This window comes from Microbispora sp. KK1-11 (genome assembly GCF_006874435.1).
GTDB lineage: Bacteria > Actinomycetota > Actinomycetes > Streptosporangiales > Streptosporangiaceae > Microbispora > Microbispora catharanthi.
In genome coordinates, this window is sequence record NZ_VIRJ01000005.1 from 187667 (window position 1) to 213785 (window position 26119).

27 protein-coding genes and 1 riboswitch are annotated in these 26119 nt (G+C 71.8%); of the genes, 12 read left to right on the top strand and 15 right to left on the bottom strand.

Annotated features, from left to right (window positions below; genetic code table 11):
* Positions 1-149: 149 nt before the first annotated feature.
* Together FLW16_RS10145 and FLW16_RS10150 are read right to left on the bottom strand one after the other, a co-directional pair.
* Positions 150-1007, bottom strand: coding sequence for an isocitrate lyase/phosphoenolpyruvate mutase family protein (locus tag FLW16_RS10145; protein ID WP_142559733.1), 858 nt, complete (start codon positions 1005-1007; stop codon positions 150-152).
* Positions 1004-2044: a cytochrome P450 gene (locus FLW16_RS10150; RefSeq protein ID WP_142559734.1), complete on the bottom strand. Its 1041-nt coding sequence runs from the start codon at positions 2042-2044 to the stop codon at positions 1004-1006. The genes FLW16_RS10145 and FLW16_RS10150 overlap by 4 nt, the downstream gene beginning before the upstream one ends.
* A 331-nt stretch (positions 2045-2375) precedes the next feature.
* Between FLW16_RS10150 and FLW16_RS10155 the strand changes: the two genes are divergently transcribed.
* Positions 2376-3470: a hypothetical protein gene (locus FLW16_RS10155; RefSeq protein ID WP_142559735.1), complete on the top strand. Its 1095-nt coding sequence runs from the start codon at positions 2376-2378 to the stop codon at positions 3468-3470.
* Between the two features lie 41 nt (positions 3471-3511).
* On the opposite strand, the gene FLW16_RS10160 is transcribed toward FLW16_RS10155, so the two are convergent.
* The gene (locus FLW16_RS10160; protein WP_142559736.1) at positions 3512-5773 is read right to left on the bottom strand and encodes an ATP-dependent RecD-like DNA helicase; all 2262 of its coding nucleotides are present in this window, start codon (positions 5771-5773) and stop codon (positions 3512-3514) included.
* Between the two features lie 90 nt (positions 5774-5863).
* Entirely contained in the window at positions 5864-6451 is a 588-nt protein-coding gene (locus tag FLW16_RS10165; protein WP_142559737.1) for a TetR/AcrR family transcriptional regulator, read from the bottom strand.
* 243 nt (positions 6452-6694) lie between these two features.
* On the opposite strand from FLW16_RS10165, the gene FLW16_RS10170 reads away from it, so the two are divergent.
* Both FLW16_RS10170 and FLW16_RS10175 read left to right on the top strand, forming a co-directional pair.
* Positions 6695-7540 (top strand): LLM class flavin-dependent oxidoreductase, encoded by an 846-nt coding sequence (locus tag FLW16_RS10170; protein ID WP_260615131.1) that lies wholly within the window; start codon positions 6695-6697, stop codon positions 7538-7540.
* A 15-nt stretch (positions 7541-7555) separates the two neighbouring features.
* On the top strand, positions 7556-8500 hold the full coding sequence (locus tag FLW16_RS10175; protein WP_221890984.1) for a chlorophyllase/cutinase-like alpha/beta fold protein: 945 nt from the start codon (positions 7556-7558) through the stop codon (positions 8498-8500).
* 77 nt (positions 8501-8577) lie between these two features.
* Here the strand turns inward: FLW16_RS10175 and FLW16_RS10180 are convergent, their stop codons facing one another.
* Together FLW16_RS10180 and FLW16_RS10185 are read right to left on the bottom strand one after the other, a co-directional pair.
* Positions 8578-9003 (bottom strand): tautomerase family protein, encoded by a 426-nt coding sequence (locus tag FLW16_RS10180; RefSeq protein ID WP_142559739.1) that lies wholly within the window; start codon positions 9001-9003, stop codon positions 8578-8580.
* 36 nt (positions 9004-9039) lie between these two features.
* A complete protein-coding gene (locus FLW16_RS10185) occupies positions 9040-9741 on the bottom strand; it encodes an SDR family oxidoreductase (protein ID WP_142559740.1) in 702 nt (233 codons plus the stop codon).
* A gap of 91 nt (positions 9742-9832) precedes the next feature.
* On the opposite strand from FLW16_RS10185, the gene FLW16_RS10190 reads away from it, so the two are divergent.
* Entirely contained in the window at positions 9833-10315 is a 483-nt protein-coding gene (locus FLW16_RS10190) for a helix-turn-helix domain-containing protein (protein ID WP_260615154.1), read from the top strand.
* On the opposite strand, the gene FLW16_RS10195 is transcribed toward FLW16_RS10190, so the two are convergent.
* On the bottom strand, positions 10312-10923 hold the full coding sequence (locus FLW16_RS10195; protein ID WP_142559742.1) for a dihydrofolate reductase family protein: 612 nt from the start codon (positions 10921-10923) through the stop codon (positions 10312-10314). The genes FLW16_RS10190 and FLW16_RS10195 overlap by 4 nt on opposite strands.
* A 73-nt stretch (positions 10924-10996) precedes the next feature.
* On the bottom strand, positions 10997-11818 hold the full coding sequence (locus FLW16_RS10200; RefSeq protein ID WP_221890985.1) for a helix-turn-helix domain-containing protein: 822 nt from the start codon (positions 11816-11818) through the stop codon (positions 10997-10999).
* Between the two features lie 170 nt (positions 11819-11988).
* Between FLW16_RS10200 and FLW16_RS10205 the strand changes: the two genes are divergently transcribed.
* Both FLW16_RS10205 and FLW16_RS10210 read left to right on the top strand, forming a co-directional pair.
* A complete protein-coding gene (locus FLW16_RS10205) occupies positions 11989-12426 on the top strand; it encodes a MarR family winged helix-turn-helix transcriptional regulator (protein ID WP_142559744.1) in 438 nt (145 codons plus the stop codon).
* A complete protein-coding gene (locus FLW16_RS10210) occupies positions 12423-13274 on the top strand; it encodes an alpha/beta fold hydrolase (protein WP_142559745.1) in 852 nt (283 codons plus the stop codon). Before FLW16_RS10205 ends, FLW16_RS10210 begins: the two co-directional genes overlap by 4 nt.
* Positions 13275-13396: 122 nt before the next feature.
* On the opposite strand, the gene FLW16_RS10215 is transcribed toward FLW16_RS10210, so the two are convergent.
* Complete coding sequence (locus FLW16_RS10215; protein WP_142559746.1) at positions 13397-14383, bottom strand: hypothetical protein; 987 nt, start codon at positions 14381-14383, stop codon at positions 13397-13399.
* Positions 14380-14928: an RNA polymerase sigma factor gene (locus FLW16_RS10220; RefSeq protein WP_142559747.1), complete on the bottom strand. Its 549-nt coding sequence runs from the start codon at positions 14926-14928 to the stop codon at positions 14380-14382. The genes FLW16_RS10215 and FLW16_RS10220 overlap by 4 nt, the downstream gene beginning before the upstream one ends.
* Positions 14929-15109: 181 nt before the next feature.
* On the opposite strand from FLW16_RS10220, the gene add reads away from it, so the two are divergent.
* Positions 15110-16057 carry an adenosine deaminase gene (gene add, locus FLW16_RS10225; protein ID WP_185949345.1) on the top strand — a complete coding sequence of 316 codons (948 nt, stop codon included), beginning with the start codon at positions 15110-15112 and terminating at the stop codon, positions 16055-16057.
* A gap of 116 nt (positions 16058-16173) precedes the next feature.
* The gene (locus tag FLW16_RS10230; protein ID WP_142559748.1) at positions 16174-17526 is read left to right on the top strand and encodes a serine hydrolase; all 1353 of its coding nucleotides are present in this window, start codon (positions 16174-16176) and stop codon (positions 17524-17526) included.
* Between the two features lie 4 nt (positions 17527-17530).
* Here the strand turns inward: FLW16_RS10230 and FLW16_RS10235 are convergent, their stop codons facing one another.
* Genes FLW16_RS10235 through FLW16_RS10250 form a run of 4 tightly spaced genes read right to left on the bottom strand, consistent with a single transcriptional unit; the run spans position 17531 to position 21130 of the window.
* A complete protein-coding gene (locus tag FLW16_RS10235; protein WP_142559749.1) occupies positions 17531-18727 on the bottom strand; it encodes an ABC transporter permease in 1197 nt (398 codons plus the stop codon).
* The gene (locus FLW16_RS10240) at positions 18724-19515 is read right to left on the bottom strand and encodes an ABC transporter ATP-binding protein (protein WP_185949346.1); all 792 of its coding nucleotides are present in this window, start codon (positions 19513-19515) and stop codon (positions 18724-18726) included. The genes FLW16_RS10235 and FLW16_RS10240 overlap by 4 nt, the downstream gene beginning before the upstream one ends.
* Positions 19512-20576, bottom strand: a complete 1065-nt coding sequence (locus FLW16_RS10245; RefSeq protein ID WP_260615135.1) for an efflux RND transporter periplasmic adaptor subunit — start codon at positions 20574-20576, stop codon at positions 19512-19514. Before FLW16_RS10245 ends, FLW16_RS10240 begins: the two co-directional genes overlap by 4 nt.
* Entirely contained in the window at positions 20573-21130 is a 558-nt protein-coding gene (locus tag FLW16_RS10250; RefSeq protein ID WP_142559750.1) for a hypothetical protein, read from the bottom strand. Before FLW16_RS10250 ends, FLW16_RS10245 begins: the two co-directional genes overlap by 4 nt.
* 156 nt (positions 21131-21286) lie before the next feature.
* On the opposite strand from FLW16_RS10250, the gene FLW16_RS10255 reads away from it, so the two are divergent.
* The 4 genes from FLW16_RS10255 to FLW16_RS10270 all read left to right on the top strand — a co-directional run bounded on the left by FLW16_RS10255 (position 21287) and on the right by FLW16_RS10270 (position 24599).
* Positions 21287-21940 carry a response regulator transcription factor gene (locus FLW16_RS10255; RefSeq protein ID WP_142559751.1) on the top strand — a complete coding sequence of 218 codons (654 nt, stop codon included), beginning with the start codon at positions 21287-21289 and terminating at the stop codon, positions 21938-21940.
* Complete coding sequence (locus FLW16_RS10260; protein WP_260615136.1) at positions 21937-23106, top strand: cell wall metabolism sensor histidine kinase WalK; 1170 nt, start codon at positions 21937-21939, stop codon at positions 23104-23106. The genes FLW16_RS10255 and FLW16_RS10260 overlap by 4 nt, the downstream gene beginning before the upstream one ends.
* A gap of 196 nt (positions 23107-23302) precedes the next feature.
* A riboswitch (cyclic di-AMP (ydaO/yuaA leader) is annotated at positions 23303-23436 on the top strand.
* A gap of 14 nt (positions 23437-23450) precedes the next feature.
* Positions 23451-24137 (top strand): CHAP domain-containing protein, encoded by a 687-nt coding sequence (locus FLW16_RS10265; RefSeq protein WP_142559752.1) that lies wholly within the window; start codon positions 23451-23453, stop codon positions 24135-24137.
* A 114-nt stretch (positions 24138-24251) separates the two neighbouring features.
* The gene (locus tag FLW16_RS10270) at positions 24252-24599 is read left to right on the top strand and encodes a helix-turn-helix transcriptional regulator (protein ID WP_142559753.1); all 348 of its coding nucleotides are present in this window, start codon (positions 24252-24254) and stop codon (positions 24597-24599) included.
* A 141-nt stretch (positions 24600-24740) separates the two neighbouring features.
* On the opposite strand, the gene FLW16_RS10275 is transcribed toward FLW16_RS10270, so the two are convergent.
* Positions 24741-26108, bottom strand: a complete 1368-nt coding sequence (locus FLW16_RS10275) for a pyridoxal-dependent decarboxylase (RefSeq protein WP_142559754.1) — start codon at positions 26106-26108, stop codon at positions 24741-24743.
* Between the last annotated feature and the right edge of the window lie 11 nt (positions 26109-26119).

Sequence of the window (26119 nt, forward strand, 5' to 3'; positions counted from 1 at the left end):
TGCTCAGCACAACTACTCCCCCATGAGCGCGAAGGGCACCATAAGACCTTATTCGGGGTTGCCTCTTATGTTGGCATTTTCTCCTACGCTCAGGTCACATTTCGGTCGCTTCTTCGGTCGACTCCTCTCTGTAGACGGTAAGGTGCGCGTCAAGGTTGATCAAGCGGCGAGTCAGCACCCACTGTGACGAGGGCCTGCACGTCCGTGTACGACGGAAGGCCCGCGGGGATCTGCCCGCCTGCGGCGACCGCCCGGGCGGTCTCGGCCACCGCGTGCAGGGCGGCCCGCAGCAGCAGCGACCCGGTGCTGATCCGGCGGACGCCGAGCGCGGCGAGTCCCGCGACCGTGTGGCGGCCGGGCAGGAACAGCACGTTGAGCGGCAGATCGACCGCGTCCACCAGCGCCCGAACGTCGTCGTCGGCGGCGACCCCGGGGACGAACACCCCGTCGGCTCCGGCCCCGGCGAAGGCTTGCACCCTGGCGATGGTCGCGCCCAGGTCCCCGGCCCCCAGCCAGTAGGTGTCGGTGCGGGCGTTGACGAACAGTTCCGGCGCCCGCGCCTTGACCGCGGCGATCGTCTCGCACCGCTCGCCGAGGTCCGCCAGCGTCCCGTCCGACCGGCCGTCCTCGATGTTGACGCCGGCCACGCCGAGGGCGGCGAGTTCGGCGGCGATCTCGGCCACGCCCTCCGGCGCGTCCGCGAAGCCGCCCTCGATGTCCACCGACACTGGGCACGGCAGCCCGGCCAGCCGCCGGGCCAGCGCCAGCGTCTCCGCCGCGGTGTCGCCGGTCGCGTCGGGTTTGCCCGCCGCCGCGGCGACGCCGAGGCTCGTGGTCCCGAGCGCGGCGAACCCGGCGGCGGCCAGGACGGCCGCCGAGGCGTGGTCCCAGGCGTTGGGCAGCACCAAGGGATGCTGGGCATAGTGCAGTGCACGGAAATCGGCAGGGTGCAGCGCACGGAAATCGGCAGGCTGCAGCGCCCGGGACGTCTCGGCGTCGGTGCTCATCGGGGTCCTCCCGTGGTCTCGGCGTTCTCAAGGTGGAGGCGGGCGGGCACGCGCAGGTTCGGCGACGGCTCGTAGGGAATCTCGGGGTCGGCGAGGCGGTGCCCGAGAGCGGCCTCCAGGACGCCCGCCGCCAGGGCGAGCGCGGCCCGCTCCCCCGGGCAGTGCCTGATCCCGCTGCCGAAACCCAGATGCCCGCCGCTCTCGCCGCGACCCTGGTGGAAACGGGCCGGGTCGAAACGGTGCGGGTCGGGGAAGACCTCGGGGTCCCTGTTGGCCGCCGCCAGGTCCAGCACGAGGACGGCCCCCGCGGGCACGGGAACTCCCCCGGCCGTGGCATCCTCGGCCGCCACCCGGCGCGTGAGCCGTACGGGCGGGTCCCACCGCAGGGTCTCGGTGAGCAGCGCCTCGACCGGCCACCGCACGGACAGGTCGGCGGGCAGGCGGGCCACGGCGGCGAGGGTGTTGCCCACCAGGCCGGCGGTGGCGTCGCACGCCTGGACCAGCGCCCCCGCGACCGCGGCCAGCAGGCCGGGTTCCGGCTCCTCCCCTTCGCTCAGCGCCGCCGCCAGCACGCCCACCGCCGCGTCCCCCGCATCCCCTGCGGGCGCCGCGCCGGGAGCGGGCGGGAGGTGATAGGCGGCGGCCATGGCCGTCACCGCGGCGACCACCTCCTCCCGCCGGTCCTCCGGGACGCCGAGCCGCGTGGCGAGGACGCCGACCGGGACGCGGCGGGCGATCCTGGCCATCACGTCCACACGGGCGCCGCCCGCCAGCTCGGCGCCGGTCCGCTCGCATGCCTCGCGGCGCAGCCGTACGGGGTCGAGGGCGTCGAGCAACCCCGTCACGCGCGCGCGACGGCGGGCGTGCTCGGCTCCGTTGCTGAATCTGCTGACCGCTCCCCGCAGCCACGCCATCCCCGCTCCCGGTTGCGCTGCGGGGGCTGCGGGGACGAGGAAGCGGGGATCGGCGAGCACGGCGCGCACGTCCGCGTGCCGGGTGAGCCGCCGGTCCTCTCCGGCGGGCGGATCTGCTGTCATCGGTGGCCGGGGGTCCGTGGAGACGGCCCCCTTCCCCCTTTCCTGGGTGGTCGTCGCCTCCCCGGCAGGCTAGGGCCGCGATCCTTCGGCACCGGTCGAACGATGAACGTTTCACGGCCGGGCTGGCGCCCGGCGGCCCGGGGGCATTTGGGCCTTCTCAACGATCGGCGCGCGGGTTATCACAGGGCGGGAGGGTGATTGTGATCCCCGCGCCTCCCCGAGCGTGATCCACGGCTCCACCACTGGGCACCACCGCTGGGCACCACCCGCCGGGCCACCCCGGCGTCGACATCTCGTACGCCCGCTGGGCACCACCGCGATGGAGGACGGCATGCGCCTGTTACGTACCGTGGTCACTCGATTACTGTTGTTGTGCGCGATGGTCGCCGCAGGCGCCGCCGCGGGGGCGGGGGCCGCGAACGCGGCGGTTCCCGACGTGTGGGGGTTCGCCTACGTCGACGTCACCTCCGGGGTGCCGAACCTGGCCTACCAGGCGGGCAGCTGGGCGCCCGGGCCGACGGTCAGCGTCTCGCCCGGCGGCACCGGCGAGTACTTCGTGCGGTTCCCGAAGATCGGCATCCCCAAGGGCGGGATCGCGCACGTGACCGCGATCTCGCAGTCGGCCGAGTGGTGCCAGATCGAGAAGTGGGGGCAGGCCGGCTCCGACGAGATCGTGGCGGTGCGCTGCTACAAGTTCGGCGGAACCCCAGTCTTCGCGCGCTTCTCGATCGTCTTCGCCAGCAGCAGCGGGGCGCTGTCCTCGGCGACGCAGGCGTACGGCTACGTCTACTGGGACGGCACGTCCATCGCCTCCGACTACAACTCCTCGCTCGGCGTGAACGCCGTCTTCCCCAACACGACCGGCGACTGGACCGTCTGGCTGCCCGGGCTCGGCTCCGCCGTGCAGGCCGGGAACATCCAGGTCACCGCGGTCGACTCGAGCAAGCCGGCGCGGTGCAAGGTGGGCGCATGGAGCTGGGCGGCGTCGGGGCAGAAGATCCAGGTGCTGTGCCACGATGTGGCCGACAAGCCGTACGACACGGGCTGGACCCTCACCTACCAGCGTGAGCGGGCGATCACCGGGGCCTTCGCGCCGCCGAAGCTGTTCGCCTACACCTTCGACAACGTCCCCGCCAACCCCGGGCCGTACGCGCCGGTCCCGACCGGGATCAACTACAACTCCCAGAGCGGGGTCAACACGGTGCGGACGGCCGGGACCGGCATGCGCCTGGTGTACTTCCCCAGGGTCGGGGCGACGCCCAACAACGTGCAGGTGACGGCGTACGGTCCCGGGCCGGAGTACTGCAACCTGCTCACGCTGTGGACGACCTCGGGTTCGGACGTCTACGTCCGTGACGTGGTCTGCTACAAGGGCACCACCCAGGTCGACCAGCCGTCGTTCGTGACCTACACCTCGAAGTACTGACCCGCGCGGGGGGCGGGCCCGGCCGGTCAGGACACGAAAGATCAGGGCACGCGGAGGCGGTGGGTCAGCCCCGTGTGGCGGCGGCCCGCCCCCCGCGTGCGCACGGCCTGGCCGAGCGCCCGCCGCGACCCGACGATGACCACGAGCTTCTTGGCCCGGGTGATGGCGGTGTAGAGCAGGTTGCGCTGCAGCATCATCCAGGCGCTGGTGGCCAGCGGGATGACCACGGCTGGATACTCGCTGCCCTGGGAACGGTGGATGCTGACCGCATAGGCGTGGGCGAGTTCGTCGAGCTCGTCGAAGGAGTAGTCGACGTTCTCGTCCTCGTCGGTCAGCACGGTCAGCTTGCTCTCCTCGGGGGTGATGGCGGTGACGACGCCGACCGTGCCGTTGAACACCCCGGCCGCGCCCTTGTCGTAGTTGTTGCGCAGCTGGGTGACCTTGTCGCCCACGCGGAAGACCCGCCCGCCGTACCGGCGCTCCGGCATGCCCTCGCGGGCGGGGGTCAGCGCCTCCTGCAGGGCGATGTTGAGCGCCCCCGCGCCGGCCGGGCCGCGGTGCATGGGCGCAAGCACCTGCACGTCCCTGCGCGGGTTGAGCCCGAACTTCCTGGGAATGCGCCGCGCGACCACGTCCACGGTCAGGGCGGCGATCTCCTCGGGCTCCTCACAGGGAAACAGGAAGAAGTCGGGGAACTCCCGGACCAGGGGGTGCCGGCCGGTGTTGACGCGGTGGGCGTTGACGACCACGCCTGACTCCTGCGCCTGGCGGAAGATCTGCGTCAGGCGCACCCGGGGGATGCCGGGCGCGGCCAGCAGGTCGCGCAGCACCTCTCCGGCGCCGACCGAGGGAAGCTGGTCGACGTCGCCGACGAACAGCAGGTGCGCGCCCGGGGCGACCGCCTTGGCGAGCTTGTTGGCCAGCAGCAGGTCGAGCATGGACGCCTCGTCCACCACGACCAGGTCGGCGTCGAGGGGGTTGTCCCGGTCGAAGGTGGCGTCCCCGCCGGGGCGCAGCTGGAGCAGCCGGTGCACGGTGGTGGCCTCGTGGCCGGTCAGCTCCGCCAGCCGCTTGGCCGCCCGGCCGGTCGGGGCGGCGAGGATGACCTTGGCCCGCTTCGCGCGGGCGAGGGTCACCACCGAGCGCACGGTGAAGCTCTTGCCGCAGCCGGGGCCGCCGGTCAGGACGGCGACCTTCTCCGTCAGCGCGAGCCGTACGGCCTCGGCCTGCTCGGGCGCGAGGTCGGCGCCGGTCCGGCCGCGCAGCCAGTCGAAGGCGGCCGGCCAGTCCACGTCGGTGAACACCCCGAGCCGGTCGTGGCCGGAGGTCAGCAGGGTGCGCAGCGTGCCGGCCAGCGACAGCTCGGCGCGGTGGAAGGGGACGAGGTAGATCGCGGGGACGGTGCTGTCGCCGTTCTCGTCGCCCTGGCCGTTCTCGCCGTTCCCTCTGGCCGGGACCTCCTCGCGGACCACGCCCTCCTCGGCGACGAGCTCCTCCAGGCACGCCGAGGTCAGGTCGGGCGGCACCTCCAGGATCTTGACGGCGTCGGCGACCAGGTTGGGGGCGGGCAGGAAGCAGTGGCCGTCGTCGGCGGCCTGCGACAGCGTGTAGCGCAGGCCGGCCTTGACCCGCTCGGGGCTGTCGTGCGGAATGCCCACGGCCTGCGCGATGGTGTCGGCGGTCTTGAACCCGATGCCCCACACGTCGTCGGCGAGCCGGTAGGGCTCCTTGCGGACCACGTCGATGGAGTCCTCGCCGTACTGCTTGAAGATGCGCACGGCGATGGAGGTGGACACCCCGACGCCCTGCAGGAAGATCATCACCTCCTTGATGATCTTCTGTTCCTCCCAGGCGGCGGCGATCATCTTGGTCCGCTTGGGCCCGAGGCCGGGGACCTCGACCAGGCGCTTGGGCTCCTCCTCGATGATCCGCAGCGTGTCGGTGCCGAAGTGGTCCACGATCCGCTCGGCCATCTTGGGGCCGATGCCCTTGATCAGCCCGGAGCCCAGGTAGCGCTGGATGCCCTGGATCGTCGCCGGCAGGACGGTGGAGTACGACCAGACCTCGAACTGCCTGCCGTACTTGGGGTGGGAGCCCCAGCGGCCGGTGAGCCGCAGCGACTCGCCCACCTGCGCCCCGAGCAGCGGACCGACGACGGTCAGCAGCTCGGTGCCCGACCGTTCGGTGGCGACCCTGGCGATCGTGTAGCCCGTCTCCTCGTTGGCGTAGGTGATCCGCTCCAGCACGGCGTCGAGCTGCAGGCCGGGCGGCCTGCCCGCGGCGCCTTCGGGAGGATTCGTCATGCGTCGCATTGTCTCCCACATGGCGGGACCCGCCTGACCGGAACCGGCGCCGCCGGGGATCGGGCGCCGCACCCGGTGTTCGGACGATCCCTAGCGCAGGCGCAGTCCCGCGATGAGCAGTCCGGCCAGCCTCCGTGCGTCGTAGTGAGGGTCGTGCTCGGCGCCGATGCAGAGGTTTCCCACGCCGTGCATGAGTTCGATGGCCGGGATGTCGGAGCGGATCTCGCCGGCGGCGGCCGCGGCGTCGAGCAGCCGGGTGCACACGGGCACGAGACGGTCGAGGAAGTAGGCGTGCAGGGCGTCGAAGCCGGCGGCGTCGGACCGCAGCACGGCAGCCAGTCCGTGCTTGGTGACCAGGAAGTCGACGAAGAGGCCGATCCATCGCTCCAGCGCGGCGTAAGGGGTCGCACTGGTCTCAAGCAGGGCCGGGCCGGCCTCGGCGCAGGCCTCGACCTGGTGCCTGTAGACGGCGATGATGAGATCCGCTCGCGTCGGGAAGTGGCGGTAGATCGTGGCCGTCCCGACGCCGGCCTTGGCCGCGATGTCGCGTACGGGCGCGTCCACGCCTGAGGCGACGAAGACCGCGGCGGCCGCGTCGAGCAGGGTCTTCTCGTTGCGCCGTGCGTCCGCCCGTTTGGGCCGGGCCGCCCGCTCCGCGCCTCGGTCGCTGTCGTTCATCGCGCGGCTCCCTCCGTTGCCGGGCTTGCTAAACGGGACATGGTTCCGTATCGTCGAAACGGAACACGGTCCCGCTTGTTCATCATGCCAGAGCAGCGGACCGGCGACCAAGCCATGCGTCGCCACCACGCTTCCCCATTCCCCTCCCGGTCGACGCCGGTGGCGCACCCCACCCCGGCGCTGCCGGTGCCGAAAGGACCGACGACCCCGATGCCACACTCACTCCACCCCAGTTTCGGGATCATGACCGCCCCGCAACAGGTCGCCTACCACGACGTCCTGCGGGTCTGGCGCGAGGCGGACTCGATCCCGGAGATCGAGCACGCGTGGCTGTTCGATCACCTCATGCCGATCGGCGGCGACCCGGACGGGCCGGCCTACGAAGGCTGGACGCTGCTCGCGGCCCTCGCCGCGCAGACCCGGCGGCTGCGGCTCGGCGTGCTGGTGACCAGCAACCGGTTCCGGCCGCCCGCGATGCTCGCCAAGATCGCCGCGACCGTCGACGACGTCTGCGGCGGACGCCTCGACTTCGGCATCGGCGTCGGCTCACGCCCCGGCCACCCCCTGGCCCGGCGTGAGTACGAAGCACACGGCCTGCCCTTCCACGACGCCGCGCACGCCGTGGAAAGCCTCGCCGAAGCCTGCACGGTGATCCGGCGATTGTGGACCGAGGCCGAACCGTTCGACTTCCACGGCACCCACGTCCGGCTCACCGGAGCGTTCTGCAATCCCAAACCCGTCCAGCGCCCCCATCCGCCGATCCTCATCGGCGGGCGCTCGTCCCCGACGCTGCGCGTGGTCGCCGAGCACGCCGACCTGTGGAACATCCCCGGCGGCGACATCGACGACGTCGTCCGCCGCAGCGCGCTGCTCGACCGCTACTGCGCCGAGATCGGCCGCGACCCCGCCTCCATCACCCGCTCGATCCACCTGCCCGTCTCCTACGACCGGCCCGGCCCCACCCGGGACGCGATCGGCGAGGCGATCGACGCCGGCTTCCGGCACATCGTCCTCGGACTGCCGTCGCCCTACCCCGCCGGCGTCGCCCGGTGGGTCACCGACGAACTCATCACCTCACGGAACAACTGAGAGGAAGACCAACCCATGAACAACGCAGGCGTGGCGACTACGGACGTGGCCGTCGGCGCACCCAGCCCCGTCATCTCGGTGAAGCCGGTGGTGCTGCCGGCCCCCGGCCGTGGCGAGGATCTGCGCGTACGCGTGTCGGCGCCGGCGACCGGGAGCGAACTGCCGGTCATCGTCTTCTCGCACGGCTTCGGGGGGTCGATGGACGGCTACGGCCCGCTGGTCGACTTCTGGACCGCCCACGGCTTCGCGGTGATCCAGCCCACCCATCTCGACTCGAGGACGCTGAACCTTCCCCCCGACGACCCCCGTACGCCGCTGATCTGGCGTTTCCGCGTCGAGGACCTGAAGCGCGTCCTCGACGGGCTGGAGTTCGTCGAAGCCGCCGTTCCCGGCCTCGGCGGGCGTCTCGACCGAAGCCGCATCGCCGTGGCCGGACACTCCTGGGGCGCCCAGACGGCGAGCATGCTCCTGGGCGCGCGAGTCCTCGATTCCGCGGGCGAGCCGGGAGAGGACATGTCCGACCCGCGGATCAACGCGGGTGTGCTGCTCGCCCTCCCCGGCACGGGCGGAGCGGACCTGACTCCGTTCGCCGCCGAGCACTTCCCGTTCATGAACCCGAGCTTCACTGAGATGACCACACCGGCCCTCATGGTCGCGGGAGATCGCGACCAGTCCCTGCTGTCGGTCCGCGGGCCCGACTGGTTCACCGACGCGTACTTCCTGAGCCCGGGCGGCAAGAGCCTGCTCACCGTTTTCGGGGCGGAACACTCGCTCGGCGGGATCTCCGGCTACAACGTCACGGAGACGACGGACGAGAACCCCGAGCGAGTCGCCCTGATCCGGCGGCTCACGTGGGCCTACCTTCGCACCGCGCTCGGCCTCGGGGATTCCACCTGGGCGGCGGCGCGTGCCGCTCTGGCTGAGGCCGGCGAACCACTGGGCCGGATCGAATCCCGATGAATCCCTGACAGGCGCACTGCGTGCCCCTTCGCCGCCTCGTCACCGGCGCGGGGGCGTGCGGTCGCTCACCGGCGCGGTCAGTAGGGGGACGCCGAGTTGCTCGCAGCCCACCGCTTCTCGGCGTCGGAGCCTGCCGGGGGCGGCGCGATCCCGTTGATCATCCAGAGGTCGTCGCTGGTCTCGTCGATGTGGAACTCCCAGTGCAGCGCCGCGTGCCCTTCCAGGTGGGGCTGCAGCATGCCCCTGATCCACCGGGCGGTCCGGCGCCGGCTCTCCCTATCGGGATTGCTGCGGGCGATGTGGTCGATGGCGATGCGGACCCCGGCCGCGGTGGGCTCCCCACCGACGTAGAAATCCTCGGGCCGGGTCTGGTGGAACAGCGTGACCACGTAGAACCGCGGCAGCCCGACCTGTTCGTAGTGGTCGGCGATACGGGAGGCGAGCTGGTGCTTCTCCTCGTCGGTGAAGATTCCGGGCGTGTGATGAATGGTCCACAGTGGCATGGCGGTTCTGTACTCCCTGAGTGCTGAGACGCGACGTCAACGTGCGGCCGAGAAGGTCAGGTTCTCCACGGGGCCGGACAGCGCCGACTTGGCGGCCACTGTGACGTCGTCGGCGAGCACCTCCGTGGCCCCGGACTCCAGGCCGTCGACGATCCGCGCGGCCACCTCGGCCGGAGTCGCCTTCGGCAGCTCGACGGCGGAGACCATCTCGGTGTCGATGAACCCCGCGTGCACACCCACGACCTGGGTGTTCTGACGCGCCAGTTCGAGCCGGAGCGAGTTCGTGAGGGACCACGCCGCCGCCTTGGACGCCCCGTAGGCGCCGCTGCCGGCCAGCCAGGACAGCACGGAGTGCATGTTGACCAATGCGCCCCCGCCGTTCGCGGCCAGGATCGGCGCGAACGCCCGCGCCATCCGCAGCGGCCCGAAGACGTTGACGTCGAACGTCTCCGTGGCACGCTCGAAGTCACCCGTCAGCAGCGGGGCGGGCAGCAGGATCCCGGCGTTGTTGAACACGATCTCGGCGTCGGTGGCGAGCTCCGCGAGGGCGGCGACCGACGCCGCCGAGCGGACCTCCAGCTCGGTGGCGACCACCCCTGGACGGTCGTCGACGTACGCCGAGCGCGCGGTCGAGTACACCTTTCGCGCTCCGCGCGCCAGCACCTCGTCGACCAGCGCCGCGCCGAGTCCACGCCGGCCCCCGGTCACCACGACCACCCTGCCCGCCACTGCGACCATGACATCCCCCGCCTGAGTAACGACCTCGTTAGTGAGATTGCATCACACCCTGCTGGCTAACGCAAGCGTTAGCTACAATGGCGGCGTGGCGATGAGGTTCGAGGAACGGCTGTCCGACCGGGATGCGTGGTCGATCGGCGACGGATGCTCGGCGGGGCGGGTGCTGGACCTGCTCAGCACCAAGACGGTGTTCCTGGTGGTCCGCGAATGCTTCTACGGCACGACGAGGTTCGACGACTTCGTGACGCGGATCGGGGCCTCGGCGCCCGCGGTGTCGCGGGCACTCAAACAGCTGAAGGCCGCGGGTGTCGTCGCGCCCGTCGTCTATCGGGAGCCGGGGAGCCGGGCCCGCGACGAATACCGGCTGACCGAGGCCGGCGAAGACCTGCTGCCGGTGTTCCTGTCGCTCATACAGTGGGGCGACAGGCACCTGCAGGATGGCCGCCCGCCCCTGTCGTTCGTCGAGGCCGGCACCGGCCGTCCGATACAGGTCCGCGTCAGCGCCGAGCCCGCACCGGAGACGGTGTGCGACGACATCGAGATCCGGCTGAACCCCGCCTGGCGGCGCGGCTAGCGGCGCACCTTGAACCTCAGGTGCAGCACTCGGTCGCCCTGGGTGACCACGTGGGGATCCTCCAGCAGATGCTGCCCGTCGATGCCGCCGAAGTAGCGTTTGCCCGACCCGAACACCACGGGCACCACGTCCATCGCCACCTCGTCCACGAGACCGGCCGCGAGGATCTGGCCGCCCACGTCGCCGGCGTTCACGCCGACGATTCGCTCCCCGGCGAGCTCCTGGGCCTTGTCGATCGCGGCCGCCACGTCATCGACGAAATGGTACGACGCCTCGGGGTGCCAGCCCTCGGGCTTGGGACGGTGGGACACCACGACCACGTGTTCGCCCGCGGGTGGCCGGCCCTCCCAGCCGTTCACCAGGTCGAACAGGTTGCGGCCCATCACGATCGCGCCGATCGACTCCCACATCGGCCGGACGTACTCCGCCGATGCTCGTGAGACCTTGAAGTCACTTCCGGTTCCGGAGTGGTCGTACTGCTGGTCGCCGCCTTCGGTGATCGGGGTGTCCCCGGTGAAGTACCAATCGTGGAGCGGCCCGACGCCGTCGCTCTCGTCGGCGATGAAGCCGTCCACCGACACCGCGTTGTGCATGATCACTGTGCCCACTGGTTCTCCTCGGGTCTCCTTGCGCACTCACCTCGATCTTGTCGGTCCCGGTGGCGGCCGGGCTTGTAAAAAATCAATCGGCGGGCATCGGACCGCTGTCCGGCGGGAACTCCCGCTCGGCGGGGAACCGGCGCCGCAGGGCCAGGTATTCCGTCGGGGTGTGGCCGGTGAAGTCCTTGAACTCCCTGATGAAGTGGGCCTGGTCGAAGTAGCCCGCCGTCTGGGCGAGCTCCGACCAGTCGACCGGACGCCGGGCGTCTACGGACAGGATCAGCCGCGCGAAGCGGTAGATCCGCGCCACCCGCTTCGGGGTGATCCCGACATGAGACTTGAACTGCGCGGCCAGGTGATTGCCGCTCACCCCGGCCGCATCGGCCAGCGCGCCGACAGGGACCGCGCCGTGGGAGGTCTCCAGACGCCCGCTTGCGTGCCGGACCAGGTCGAGACCACGCCCCGCCTCGGCAAATCGCGATCGCAGCTCCTCCTCCACCACCCGCAGTGTCTCGGTGGCCGATGCGACGTCGCCGACCTGGTTGCGAATCCGGTCCACCGATCGTCGCCAGACGGCGTCGACCGGCACCCATCGGTTTCGCAACTCGATCGCCGGCACATCGACGAACGGCGACATCCCCCAAGGCTTGAAATGCACCCCGACGAGCCGCACACGCGTGGGGTACTCGAAGAGGAAACGCCTGGTCCATACGCCCATGAACCACCCATCGGTGAATATCGCCGGTGGCACCGAAGGGTCGGAATCCCACAGCCGGGCGGGTCCGCCCAGGTTGATGAACAGGTGTGCCGACGGCATCGGCGGGACGTTCATCCGGCGGTGTCGCGGCACCCCGGTCAGGCAGTAGATGTCGTCGATGAACTGGTCGAGCGGCGGCGCGGGCACCCGGCCGACGTATTCCATGGACCCAGTGTGACGAGGATTCGATCTCGCGCGCAAAGCAGCGCCGGCGCGCCATGCCCGCCCGGACCTCGCCGCCGCGCTGACGGCGGTCGCCTTTCGTGCATGAGCATCTACACCTTGCCTTAGGCAAGTTAGCATGCTAAGTTACTGGCATGGAGCAGAACTTGAGCCTCAACCTGCACGTGCTCACCGCCCGGCTGGACCGGGCCGCCGACCGGATCCTCCGGGCTGAGCACGGCATCTCCTACAGCCGGTTCCTGGCGCTGACCCTGGTGGGGGAACTGGGAGCCTCGACGCAGCGGACCCTCGCCGAATACCTCGGCGTGACCGAGCCGTCGGTGAGCCGCATGACGGCCGTCCTGGCGGCTGAGGGTCTTCTCGACGTCCAGCCCGACCCCGCCGGGGGGAACCGCAGGCGGCTGAGCCTCACCGACGAGGGAAAGCGGCGGGTGACCTCGATCCGGCAGGAGTTCGAAGACCGGCTGGCCGCCGTCGTCGCCCACAGCGGCGTGCCCTACGCCGAGTACGCCGAGCACACCGCGCGGCTGCTGGCGACGTTCGACCGACTGGAGCGGGAGGCGGGAAAGTGAGCCCGAACATCGACACCTCGTCCTTACGCCGGGGCACGGCCGTCTCGGCCGACGGCACCGTGATCGGCTACCAGACGCTGGGCACGGGTCCCGATCTCATCGTGGTCGGCGGCAACCTCCGCACCTCAGAGGACTACCTGCCGCCGGCCGCCGCGCTGGCCGGCTCCTTCACCGTGCACGTCGTCGACCGGCGCGGGCGTGGCGCCAGCGGCCCCCAGGGTCCCGAGTATTCCCTGGCCAAGGAAGTGGAGGACCTGCGCGCCGTCCAGGCCGCGACCGGGGCGCGCCTCGCCTTCGGGCACAGTTACGGCGGGCTGGTCGTCCTGGAGACCGCACGCTCCTTTCCGCTGTTCGACCGCATCGCGGTCTACGAGCCCGGAGTGCCCTGCTCCCCCATCCCCACCGCCTGGATGGCCCCCTTCCGGGAACGGCTGGCCGCCGGCGACCACTACGGCGCTTTCATCCACTTCATCCAGGGCTCCGGCGGCGCGCCGGACTTCATGACCAAACTGCCGCACTGGTATCTGCGCATGGTCTTCCGCATCGCCTTCCGCGGGCCGGCCTGGCAGCGGATGCGGTCCCTTCTGGGAGCCTGCCTGGCCGAGCACGAGCAACTCGCCGCCCAGTACGGCCGGCTCGCGGAGTTCAAAGACGTCACCGCCCCGGTGCTGCTCCTCGTCGGCGGCCGCTCCAAGCCCGCGCACCGAGCGGAGTTCGCCATGCTCCGCGACACCCTTCCCGACGCCACTCTCGACACCATCGACGGCCTCGGCCACCTGTCACCCACCGAGCCGAAATCGGGCCCGATCGTGGCCGAGCGGGCGCTGCCGTTCCTTCTGGGACGATGACGTGGACGCCCGGTCGCCCGATCGCTGACAATGCGCCGGCCACGGTCGCGCCCTGGGCGCGCAGGCCATCGAACGGACGGCTCCCGCCCCGTTGCGGGGCGGGAGCCGAGTCGTGCGCGTGATCAGGATGCGGGCGGTGGCGCGCTTCCGTTGTAGAACGGGTTCTCGGGTAGACGCTCGGGTGTGACGAGCAGCCGGATCACGCCGGCCTTCACCTGCCATGCGTTCCAGACGGTCCAGCCGGGTCCGACCCGGTCGGCAGGTAGCGGCTCGAAGGACAGGCCGCCCGTTTTCTCATCCGTCCGAATGAGGCTGAACACCACGGTCAGGTTACGCCTGCGCGCCTCGGCCAGGATGTCGTCCACAGGGCGGCCGTCTCTCAGCCGGACCCCGGCGAACATCTCGCCTGGCGCCATGGCCGAGTCGAAGTTCGCGTATTCCTCTCCCGGCTTCGCCTGGCGTCCCAGCTTGACGTCTACACTGCCGGTGAAACCGGCGGGGATTCGCATCACCATGACGCAGTGTCTGTCCTGTCCTGGCCGGCATCCTTTGGGCGTCGCCTCCATCGAGAGGGGGACACCGTTGATCCGAGGGCCGGAGGGGTCTGGCTCGGCTTGCGGGGCGGGGCGAGAGGAACCCTTGTCCGCGATGATCATTCCGAGGATCTTTCCCACGCCGCCTGGCGAGACGGGCACCGGGCGTAGATCGACGTTCAGGCCGACCGAGTGGAACGCCTGGGTGTACTTGTCGTGGTCGGCGAACGGGTCCTTGATGCGGGCGACGTACTGGTCGCCTTCCCGGTGGATCTCCACTGCGGAATTGGCGTAGGACACCGCCACGCCACGTCCGCCCTCCAGCAGGCTCGGCCCTATCACGATGCCTGTTGCGAGCACGGCCGCAGCGGTCAGGCCCAGCGCAAGATGCCGAGGACTGCGCGACGCGGACCAGCGGGTACGTCCCGGCGTCCTGGCGGCACTGCCGGGCTCTTGGGTCGTGATCGAGGCCAGCAACGCGCGCGCCCCCGTACCGGACGCGTGGCTGTTCGGCTGTCCGGGCTCGACTCGGGCCAGTGGCCTCAGAAGTTCGTTGATCTCATCGACGTTCCTCACAACACCCTCCCCGCCGAAATCATTCGGCTTTCTGCTGTGAACCGGACACTGGCTTCGTCGAGTGCGCGCGAGAAGCGCCTGCGGGCGCGATAAAGCCTGATGCGCACGGCGTTGCGGGACAGTCCCAGCATCGCGGCGATCTCATCGCGCCCCAGCCCCTCCCAGGCGACCAGCGAGAGAAGCTCACGGTCGTCGTCGGGCAGGCTGCGAAACACCGCGCCGATCACGCTCAGCTCCACGCTGCTGCCGGGAGAGTCCCCATAAAGATCGGCTATCTCGGCGTCAAGCTCCACGCTGCGCAGCCGCTGCCGGGCTGTGCTCCGGCGGTGATCGGCCAGCACCTTGCGCGCTACGCCGTACAGCCAGAGCCTGGCCTCCTGCCCCGGCGGCAGATCAGCCACCCGGCGCCAGGCGATGGTGAAGGTCTCCGCCACGACATCGGCCGCGTCCTGCGGAGTGTCACAGCGGCGCGCGGCGTAGGCTGCGATCTGGTCGTATGTCTCCCTGTAGACGGCCTCGAACCTGGCCGCTTCATCGTCATCCACGGGCGATTCCCACGGCTGATCTCCTTGTCAGTACGAAACGCGGACATCTCCTTCATGGCGAAAGGTGCCCCACCATTTCGTGTGAATCTTGGAAATCTTCAGCGCCGCCGCCGTCCGGACGCCGTTGCCGCACGTCGAAATCATGTCCGTACTGCGGACGCCGATTGCCTAGGGTTCTGCCGTGAGAGACCTCCGCCTGTTGCCCAAGGCTCATCTGCACACCCACCTGGAAAGTACCGTCCGTCCCGCTACGATCCGCGAGCTGGGAGGCGAGCCGCCGGTCCAGGACCGGCCGTTCACCGATTTCAGGGAGTTCGCCGACCAACGGGCCGTAGTACGCGGGCTGCTGCGCGACCATGAGCACTTCCGTCGTATCGCCGAGGAGTTCTGCGAGGACGAGGCCGCCCAGGGCGTTCGCTACGCGGAGGTCACCTTCACCGCGGCGGCGCACGGCGAGCGTCTCGGCGATCCGGACATGCCGCTGGAGGCCGTGCTGGAGGGACTCGCCGCGGGCGCGGAGCGGTACGGCATCCAGACTCGGGTGATCCTGGACCACTCCCGCCGTCGTCCCGTCGAGCGGCTGTGGCACAGCCTCAAGCTGGCCACCCGGCACCCCCAGGTGATCGCCATCGGCCTGGCGGGAGACGAGGCCTACCCGGCGGCGCCGTTCGCCGAGGTGTTCCGGCCCGCCCGCGAGGCTGGGCTGCACCTGGTGCATCACGCCGGGGAGACGGCAGGCCCGGCCAGCGTCTGGGAGGCCTTGACGGTGGGGCACGCGGAGCGGATCGGCCATGGCATCCGCGTGCTGGAGGATCCGGACCTGGTGGCCGAACTGCGCAGACGCCGAGTGCCGCTGGAGGTCTGCCCCTCCTCGAACGTCCTGCTCGGGCTGGTCCCGTCACTGGCGGATCACCCGCTGCCGCGCCTGATCGAGGCCGGTCTGACGGTTACCGTGAACACTGACGGGGAGACGTCGCTGGCGGCGGAGTACCAGCGCGCCAGGGAGATCTTCGGATGCAGCGATGCGGAACTGGCGAACCTGGCCCGTGCCTCGGTCGAGGGCAGCTTCGCACCTGCCGAGTTGAAAGCGCGGATCGGCGCCGAGATCGACGGATGGCTGAGCGGATGAGAGCCCGTTCCCCGGCAGCGCCGTTGCCGGGACCGAGCGCGGCCTGGGCCGACTCCCGGGCCGCGTGGACGGCGGGGCGCTAGCCTGGTGCGGATCACGGAAAGGGGACGACCGGAATGGTGCTGGAGGGGACGGCCCGCGCACTGCTGCGCAGGCTGGCGGCCGAGCAGGCGGAGGCACGGGTGCCGTCGGTGGTGGCGGCGATCGTGCGGGACGGCGAGATCGCCTGGTTCGGGGCGCGCGGCCGGGTCGGCGGGGAGCCGCCCACCCGGGACACCCAGTACCGCATCGGGTCCATCACCAAGACCCTCGTGGCGACCGTCGTCATGCGGCTGCGCGACGAGGGCCGGCTCGACCTGCTCGACCCCCTGGACAAGCACGTGCCCGGCACCCCGCTGGGCGATGTCACGGTCGCTCAGCTGCTGTCGCACAGCGGCGGGCTGACCGCCGAATCGCCCGGCCAGTGGTGGGAGCGCACCCCGGGTGTGCCGGTGGGCGACCTGATCGCCGCGCTCGGCCCCGAGTCCGCCCGGCACCGGCCCGGCCGCCGCTTCCACTACTCCAACGTCGGGTTCGCCCTGCTCGGCGAGCTGGTCGCGCGCAAGCGGTCGGCGCCGTGGGACGAGGTCGTACGCGAGGAGGTCCTGGAGCCGCTCGGCATGCGCGACACCACCCCGCGCCCCCGTGCGCCGTACGCCACCGGATATGCCGTGCATCCCTGGGCCGACGTCCTGCTGCCCGAGCCGGAAAACGACCACGGCGCCATGGCCCCCGCCGGGCAGATGTGGTCCACGGCCGCCGACCTGGCCCGCTGGGCGGCCTTCATCGGCGGCGACACCAGAGAGGTGCTGCGCCCGGCCACGGTCGCCGAGATGCGCGAGCCGGCCGTCGTGGATGACGGCGACGTGTGGATCCGCGGCTACGGGCTCGGCATCCAGCTGGCCCGGCACATCGGGCCCGGCGGCCCGCGGCGGCTGGCCGGCCACGGCGGGTCGATGCCCGGCTTCCTCTCCACGGTGTGGGCCGACCCCGCCGACGGCGTGGCGGTGCTGTGGATGGCCAACGCCACCTCGGGGGTGCGCAACCTCGACACCGCCCTGCTGGACATCCTGGCCGAGCACGAGCCGCCGCTGCCGGCCGAATGGTCGCCCTCCCCGGTGGACGAGGACCTGCTGGCGCTGACCGGGCCGTGGTACTGGGGGCCGACGCCGTACGTGCTCCGGGTCCTGCCGCAGCGGGGCCTCTCGCTGGCCCCGGTCAACGGGCAGGGCCGCGCCTCCCGGTTCGCCGCCCGCACCGACGGCACCTGGGTGGGCCTCGACGGCTACTACGCCGGGGAGACCCTGCGGGTGGTCCGCTCCCCCGGCGGGGTGACCCACCTCGACCTCAACACGTTCATCTTCACGCGTGAGCCGTACGACCCGGCGGCCCCGGTGCCGGGCGGCGTCGATCCGGCCGGCTGGAGGTGACCCGTCAGGTGGTGGCCAGCGCGACCGTCGGCGACAGGCGGGCCGCGCGCATCGCCGGATAGAGGCCGGCGAGGGTGCCGATGACGAGCGTCGCGCCTATGGCGCCGGCGAACGCCCAGGCCGGGACCACCGGCGGCCAGCCGCGCGACAGCGCGTAGCCGGCGGTGGCCAGGCCGCCCAGCGCCGCGCCCGCGATCCCGCCGAGCGCCGACAGCAGCAGCGACTCGGTGAGGAACTGCAGGCGCACCTGCCCTCGGGTGGCGCCCAGCGAGCGGCGCAGGCCGATCTCCTTGCGCCGCTCCAGCACCGAGATCACCATCGTGTTGGCCACGCCGACCCCGCCGACCAGCAGCGCGACCGCGCCGAGCCCGAGCAGCAGGTTGGTGAACGCGCTGGCGGCCGCCGCCCGGGCCGCCAGCGCGTCTGAGGGCCTGCTGACCGTGACCTCCTCCGGGTTCTCCGGGTTGACCGTGCGCGGCAGCACGGCCCGTACGGCCTCCACCGACTCCTCGGCGGACCGCTCGTAGACGGTCGTCGGGTGGCCGTCGAAGCCCAGGTACTTCTCGGCTGCCGGGAACCCGACGAGCGCCGAGCGCTCGATCTCCGGAGCGAGCGGCATCGGGCCGAGGACGCCGACGACGGTGAACCACCGTTCGCCCATCCAGACCTGTACGCCGATCCTGGAGATGCCGAGCCGTTCGGCGGCCTTGGCGCCCAGCACGACGGCGGGCCGCGCCTCGGTGGCGGCGTTCAGCCAGGCGCCCTTGACCACCCGGCCCTCCAGGGTGGTGAGCAGGTCGGCGGTCGCGGCCTGGACGGCGATGCCGCCGGTCACGGCCTTGGGGATGCGGTCGGTGCGCCGGATCGTGGTGTCGACCGTGCCGGTGGCCGAGGCCGTGCGGACCGGCCCGATGCGCCTGACCATGCCGAGCGCCTCCACGGGCAGCTTGGCCTCCTCCCCGAACATCGTCTGCCCCGGCGCGACGGTGAGCAGGTTGGTGCCGAGCCGGTCGAGCTGGCGCAGCAACTGCTCGCGGGAGGAGGACGAGATGCCCAGCACCGCGATCATGGTGGCGATGCCGATGGCGATGCCGAGCGCGGACAGGACCACCCGCGCGGGGCGGGTGCGCAGCCCGGCCGCGCCGGTCCGCAGGACGTCGGACGGCCCGAGCCTGACGGGGGCCGGCCGCTGACGGGTCATCGTGGTGCTCCCTTCGCCGCCCCCGCCGTTTCGGCGTTCGACGCCGTCTCAGGGGTGCGCTTCGGATTGGGTCCGGGAGGGCGGCGTCCGGTGCCCGCCCCGGCGTCGGCGACGACGCGGCCGTCGCGTACGCGCACCTGCCTGGGGCACCATTCGGCGATCTCCGGGTCGTGGGTGATGACCGCGATCGTGGTGCCGGCGGCGTGCAGGTCGCGCAGGACCCCCAGCACCTCGGCGCCCGCCGCGGAGTCCAGGTTGCCGGTCGGCTCGTCGGCCAGCAGCAGCGGCGGGTCGCCCGCCACGGCGCGGGCCACCGCCACCCGCTGCTGCTCGCCGCCGGACAACTGGTTGGGGCGGTGGCCCAGCCGGTGGCCGAGGCCCACCCGCTCCAGTGCGGCGGCGGCGCGTTCTCGCCGCGCCCGCAGCGGCGTGCCGGTGTAGAGCAGGCCGTCGGCGACGTTGTCCAAGGCGCTCACCCCGGGCGCGAGGTGGAACTGCTGGAAGACGAAGCCCAGATGGCGGGCGCGCAGCGCGGACAGCTCGCGGTCGGAAAGCCCGGCCACGTCGTGCCCCGCGATCCGTACGGTGCCCGTGGTGGGCCGGTCGAGGGTCCCGATGAGGTGCAGCAGGGTCGACTTCCCGGAGCCGGACGGCCCGGCGATGGCGACCAGTTCGCCCCGTTCGACCAGCAGGTCCACCCCGCGCAGGGCATGCACGCCGCCGCCGTACATCTTGGTCACCTCGCGCAGCTCCACCACGTAGGGCTGCTCGGGCTGCGGGATGCTCATGTGGCGGGCACCCCGACCTTCATGCCCTCGGCGAGCCCGGCGCCGGTGATCTCGACCATGCCGCTGCCGAAGGCGCCGAGCTCGACCGGGACCACGCGGGTGGACCCGCCCTCGACCACCTCGACGCCGAAGCCGCCCTCGCGCAGGGCCAGCAGCGCCTCCACCGGCACGGCCAGCACGTTCTCGCGCCGCTCGCTGACCAGCTCCACCTCGACCGGCGCCTTGTCGAGGCGGGTCTTCGGGGTCTTGCGCAGGGTGATGTCGACGTCGATGGTGCTGCCCTCGTCCTGGCCCTGCCCGGACGGGACGGCCTCGGCCACCGTGCCGACCGCGGTGATCTTCCCGGTGACCCGCTCGCCGCCGGGCAGTTCCACCGTGACCTTGGCGCCCTTCCTGGCCAGCGACTGGTCGTCGGTGGACAGGTCCACGTGCACCAGCCGCCGTACGCCCGACACGGTGAGGGCCGGACGTCCGGGGGTGGTCCTGTCGCCGACCTCGACCTTGGCGTCGGTCACCCGGGCGGCGCCGGGCAGGAAGACCACCTGGGAGGCGTCCACCTGCCCGGTCTCGGACAGCCCGGCGTCGTCCTGCCACTCCTTGACGGCAAGGTAGGTGGCGTAGCTGAAGTGGTCGTCCACGGTCAGGTCGTCGCCGTAGCCGAGGACCTTGAGGTTGCGTTCGAGCTGCTCGACGTCAGGACCGTCGTCGACGCCCTGTCGCAGCGGGCGGTACAGCGGCAGCGATCCGTACATGAGGACCACCGGCCTGCGGTCGACCCTGAGCAGCGGGCGGCCGCGCCGGACGACCGCGCCCTCGGCGGGCGCCCAGGTGACGGTGCCGGAGGCGTCGGTGCTCACCTGACGCTCGCCGGAGTAGGTCAGCGACCCCTCCACGGTCTTGGTGTCGATCAGATCCTGGCGGGTGATCGACGCGGTGGCGGGGACCGGGGGCGGCGACGGCTCGGCCGCGCCCGCGCCGTCGCCGCCCGCCACGGCGACGGCCGTTCCCGCGGCGGCCAGGGCGAGGACGCCGGCGCCCGCGATCACCAGGCCCTTCCTCACGGCTTCCTCCCCGGCGCGAACTCCTCGCAGGCCTTCTGCGCCTCTTCCATCGCCTTCTCCTGGCCCGGCTTGAGCTTGATCTGGATCCCCTGTCCGGGGGCCGGGTCTGCCATGTCGATGCCGTGGTCGCGCATGCACTGGGCGAACTTGACCATCCGGTCGCGCGCCTCGGGGTCGTCGCCGCCGAGCTTGTCGCCGACCGCGTCCTTCATGAAGTGCTGGCAGGCCTGCATGGCCTTCTGCATCGCGGCCTCGTCGCCCTTCTTGCCCATGATGCGGACGCGGCCGTCGGCACCGGGGTCGGGCACGTCCACGCCGTGCTCGCGCATGCACTGGGCGAACTTGAGCTGGGCCTCCTGACGGTCCACGGTGGCCGATGCCGACGGCCTGGCCGCCGCGCCGCTCGCGGTGCCCGATCCGGCGCCGCCCGCGCTGGCGATCCCGTCGTCCGCGGGGGCGGCGCCGCAGCCGGCCAGTGCCAGTGCGAGCCCCAATGTGAGGCCCAGTGTCGGGCCCAGTGCCGGGCACAGCGCGCGCAGTTGTCGTATGCGCATGGGTCGTTCCTCCTCTGTCGCTCCTTCTCGTCCAGGGCGTTCGCCGGGGACGGGGCCCAACTCCAGCGGAGGTGGTGCTAAACGTGGATAAGCGAGGTCTGCTTATCCGCGGCTAACACCGCCTGCGCCACTCTCGGAGCCGAGCGGGAGGTTGGGATGCGGGTGCTCGTGGTCGAGGACGAGGAACAGCTGGCCGAGGCCGTCGCGCGGGGGCTGCGGCTGCACGCGATCGCGGTGGACGTGGCCTACGACGGTCAGGAGGCGCTTGAGCTGGCCGCCTACGTGGACTACGACGTGGTCGTGCTCGATCGCGACCTGCCCGAGGTGCACGGCGACGAGGTGTGCCGGGAACTGGTCACGGCCAGTGGGGCGAGCCGCATCCTCATGCTGACGGCGGCCGGGCGGGTGCGGGACCGGGTCGGGGGCCTGTCCCTGGGCGCCGACGACTACCTGGTCAAGCCGTTCGCGTTCGCCGAGCTGGTGGCCCGGATCCGGGCGCTGGCCCGGCGCTCGCCCCGGGCGGTGCCGCCCGTGCTGGAGCGGGCCGGGATCCGGCTCGACCCCGCCCGCCGTACGGTGGTGCGCGACGGGCGGCAGGTGGCGCTGGGCCGCAAGGAGTTCGACGTGCTGCACGAGCTCATGCGGGCCGGCGGAGGGCTGGTGACCTCGGCCCGGCTGCGGGCGAACGTGTGGGACGAGCACGCCGACGCCGGCACGGGCGTGCTGCGCGTCACGATCACCTCGCTGCGCCGCAAGCTCGGCGAGCCCGCAGTGATCGAGAACGTGCCGGGCCGGGGGTACCGGCTGTGACCCGCGTCCTGTCCCCGTGGAGCAGGCTCGGCCTGCGCATGCGGCTCACCCTGCTGTACGGCGGGCTGTTCTTCCTGGCGGGGTCGGTGCTGCTGTGGTTCACCCACCTGCTGACCGCGCGGGCGCTCAACCAGCGGTTCGTGGTCGCGGTGGCGTCGAAGGTGGCCGGTGTCCCCGATGCCGTACTGGGGGGCAGGCTGCCCGACAGCGACATGCTCGCGCAGCGGGTGCGCACGAACGTCGAGCAGGGGGCGGCCGACGTGCTGAGCGACGTGCTCAGGTCGTCGGTGATCGTCATGGTTCTGGTGGGGGCCGTCGCGGTGGTGGTGGGCTACCTGGTGGCCGACCGCGCGCTGCGCCCGCTTGACCGGGTGACCGAGACCGCGCAGCGGCTGTCGGAGAGCACGCTGCACGAGCGGATCGCGCTGCGCGGGCCGCAGGACGAGGTCAAGCGGCTCGCCGACACCTTCGACGCGATGCTCGACCGGCTGCACCGGGTGTTCGACGCTCAGCGCCGGTTCATCGCCAACGCCTCCCACGAGCTGCGCACCCCGCTGGCGGTCAACCGTACGGTCCTGGAGGTGTCGCTGGAGGAGCCGGCGGCGTCGGAGGACCTCAAGGCGCTGGCCCGCGCGCTGCTCGGCACCAACGCGAGGTACGAGCGGCTGATCGAGGGCCTGCTCATGCTGGCGCAGTCGGAGCAGGAGCTGACGGCCCGCAAACCGGTCGACCTGCGGCAGGTCGTCCGTACGGCGATGGAGCAGATCGACCTGCAGCCGCGCCACAGGAAGGTGACCGTCCACGAGGACCTGCGCCCGGCGGTCGCGCACGGCGACCCGCTGTTCCTCGAACGCTGCCTGATCAACCTGCTGGAGAACGCGATCAAGTACAACGTGCGGGACGGGGAGGTCTGGGTCCGGTTGCGGGAGGAGGAGACCGGGGTGAGCGTGACGGTGGAGAACACCGGGCCCCTGGTCCCGCCGTACGAGGTGGACGACCTGTTCGAGCCGTTCCGACGGCTCGGCGGCGACCGCGTGCGCTCCGCGCGGGGGTCGGGGCTGGGCCTGTCCATCGTCCGGGCCATCGCCGTGGCGCACGGCGGCGAGGTGGAGGCGCTCGCCCGGCCGGAGGGCGGCCTGGCGGTGACTGTACGCCTGCCTGGGTGAGCCCGGATCTTCCTGCAGCCGATGCCCGCTACCCGTCTGCGTCCGGTTTGCCGCCTACTGACCAGTAAAATCTGAGTTGTTCTAACTTGACCGGTTTGACCTGGTCTATTACCTTTTAGGCATCTCAGGGCGCACTTGCTCATCTCAATGGTCAAGAAGCCCTCCTCAGACCGACGCGGCCGGCCGATCCCGGCCTGCCGCCCGGCCGCCGAGTCCGCGTCCGCGCGGAGCCGGGGACCCACCTCTCCTGGGGTGAATCGGCATGCGTGCCGTAGGGCGACTTCCAGCCCGAACCCGTCAGCTAACCCGGTAGGCGGCATGGAAGTAAGGGAGTACGCCCCACCATGCACGTCCTCAACACCTGTGTTCGCGCTGCTCTCGCGAGCGGGGCCCTCGCCTCGGCGGTGCTGATCGCGTCGCCGGCCGCGCACGCGGACAACCCGGCCACCGGCAAGGGTCCGGCGGCCGTGAAGTCCATGTCCGAGATCGCCTCCACGCTGCCCAAGGTCAGCGCGGCCGACGTGCTGACCCTGGCCAGGAGCCAGATCGGGATCAGCGAGAACGCCAACGGCGGCGGGACCAAGTTCCAGGAGTGGTACATGTCCACGCCCCGCGCCCGCGAGACCCTCGCCCGCGACGGCGGCACGCTCAAGGGCTACCTCAACGCGGCCTGGTGCGACATGTTCGTCTCGTGGGTGGGCCAGCAGCTCGGCATCGGGCCGGTCATGGGCTCCGACGCCTACACCGTGGAGCATGCCCGCTGGTTCGCCGACCACGGCCGCTGGGGCCACACGCCCAAGCCGGGCGCGGTGGTGTTCTTCAACTGGAACGGCAGCAAGGACATCGACGACGTCCAGCACGTCGGGTTCGTCGTCAAGGACAACGGCGACGGCACGATCCGGACCATCGAGGGCAACACCGGCGACGGCGGCGCCGTCGAGGCCCGCACCCGTCCTACCTCGCAGGTGGCCGGGTACGGCTACCCGATGTATCCCGGGGACACCTCCGCCATCGCCACCGCCTCCTCCTGACGGACGACGGCCCCGAAGCGCGCCGGTGATCCCGGCGCGCTTCGCCGTCCCCGCCGGGGCGTCCGGGCTCCTCCCAAATTGACCTACATAAGCGTGAGCTGCGAGCCTGGCGGCATGCACGCGTTCGACGTCCTCGGCGATCCGGTGCGCCGCCGGATCCTGGAACTGCTCGCCGAGGGCGAGCGCTCCGCCGGGGAGATCGGCGCGATCGTGCAGGAGGAGTTCGGGATCTCCCAGCCCGGGGTGTCGCAGCACCTGCGCGTGCTGCGGGAAAGCGGCTTCGCGACGGTCCGGGCCGAGGGCACCCGGCGCCTGTACGCCGTCGACCCCGCGCCGCTTCGCGAGGTCGACACCTGGCTCGACCACTTCCGCCGCTTCTGGAACCAGCGCCTGGATGCCCTGGGCACCGAACTCGCCCGCGGCAGGCGCGAGCGCCGTCTGCAGGACGACGCCCGTCCGTGATCGTGCGCCCACGTCGTCCGGCGACGTCGCGGCACCGGCGTGGACCGCACCGTTCACCTGGCCGCGGAGCACCGGAAAGCCCAGGCACGATGAGCCGGGATCGACGCGCGGCGACTGCTCGTCGCCGCCACCGCTCCGACGTCAGGCGGCGAGACGGGTGATCGCGGCGACGGATCGGTCCACGTCCGCCTCGGTGGTGGTGGCGTTCGACACAGAGATCCGCATCAGCCGCCGCCCCCGCCAGGTCGTGCCGCCCGCCCAGCAGGTGCCGTCCGCCTGCACCGCCGCCACCACCCGGTCGGTGCGCGCGTCGTCGCCGAAGCTCACCAGCACCTGGTTGAGGACCACCTCGTTGGCCACCTCGAACCCGGCCGCGGTCAGGCCCTCGGCGAACCGGCGGGCCAGCGCGCAGCAGCGGCAGACCAGGGCCGCGACCCCGTCGCGGCCCAGTTCCCGCAGTCCGGCCCACACGGCGAACCCGCGGGCCCGGCGAGAGGATTCGGCGGTGAGATCGGCTCCCGCCGGTGCGCCACCCGATCCGGTCAGGTAAGGGGCGGCGTAGGACATCGCCGCCGTGTGCACGCCGGGCCGTGCGCAGAACGCGAAGCCCGAGTCGTACGGAAGATTCAGCCATTTGTGGCCGTCACAGGCCCAGGAGTCGGCCAGCTCCAGCCCGTCCACCAGATGCCGGGTCGCGGGGCTCGCCGCGGCCCACAGCCCGAACGCCCCGTCGACATGGGCCCACCCGCCATGCCGGCCAACCAGTTCGCACGCCTCCCGTAGCCGGTCGCAGGCACCGGTGTTCACGTTGCCGGCCTGGAGACACACGATGGCGGGGCCCGGGGAGCCGGCTCTCAGCACATCCCGCAGCGCCCCGAGGTCGATGGCGCCGTTCGGCCCGGCGGGCACCGGCTCCACCACGTCCGTCCCGAGCCCGAGCAGACGCAGCGACCGGTCGATGGTCGCGTGCCGCTCCTCCCCCGCGATCACCCGGATCGGCGGCGCACCGAGCAGCCCGCGCCGTTCCACGTCCCAGCCCGCGTCCGCCAGCACCTGGTGCCGGGCGGCGGCGAGGCCGACGGTGTTGGCCGCTTGGCCGCCCGTGACGAAACCGGCCGACGCCGACGGCGGGATCCCCAGCAGCTCCTTCAGCCAGGCGCCGGCGGCGGCCTCGGCCGCGATGGCCGCCGGCGACGTGACGGCGTTGGTCGCGATCTGGTCCCAACCGGCGGCGAGGATGTCGGCGGCGGTCGCGGCCGGCGTCGCGCCGCCGACCACGAACCCGAAGTATCGCGGGCCGGCGCTCGCGACCAGGCCGGGCTCGGCCGCGGCGAGCAGGTCCGCCAGGACCTGCTCCGGCGGGGAAGGGGCCGAGGGCAACGGGCCGGAGAACGCGTCGGTCAACGCCTGCTGGTCGACCGGCACTCCGACCGGCCGGTCGGGCAACGAGCTCCGGTACGCGGCCGCGTGGTCGGCGGCGGAGCGGAACAGACGACTCAGTTCCTCCACCGACGCACCTT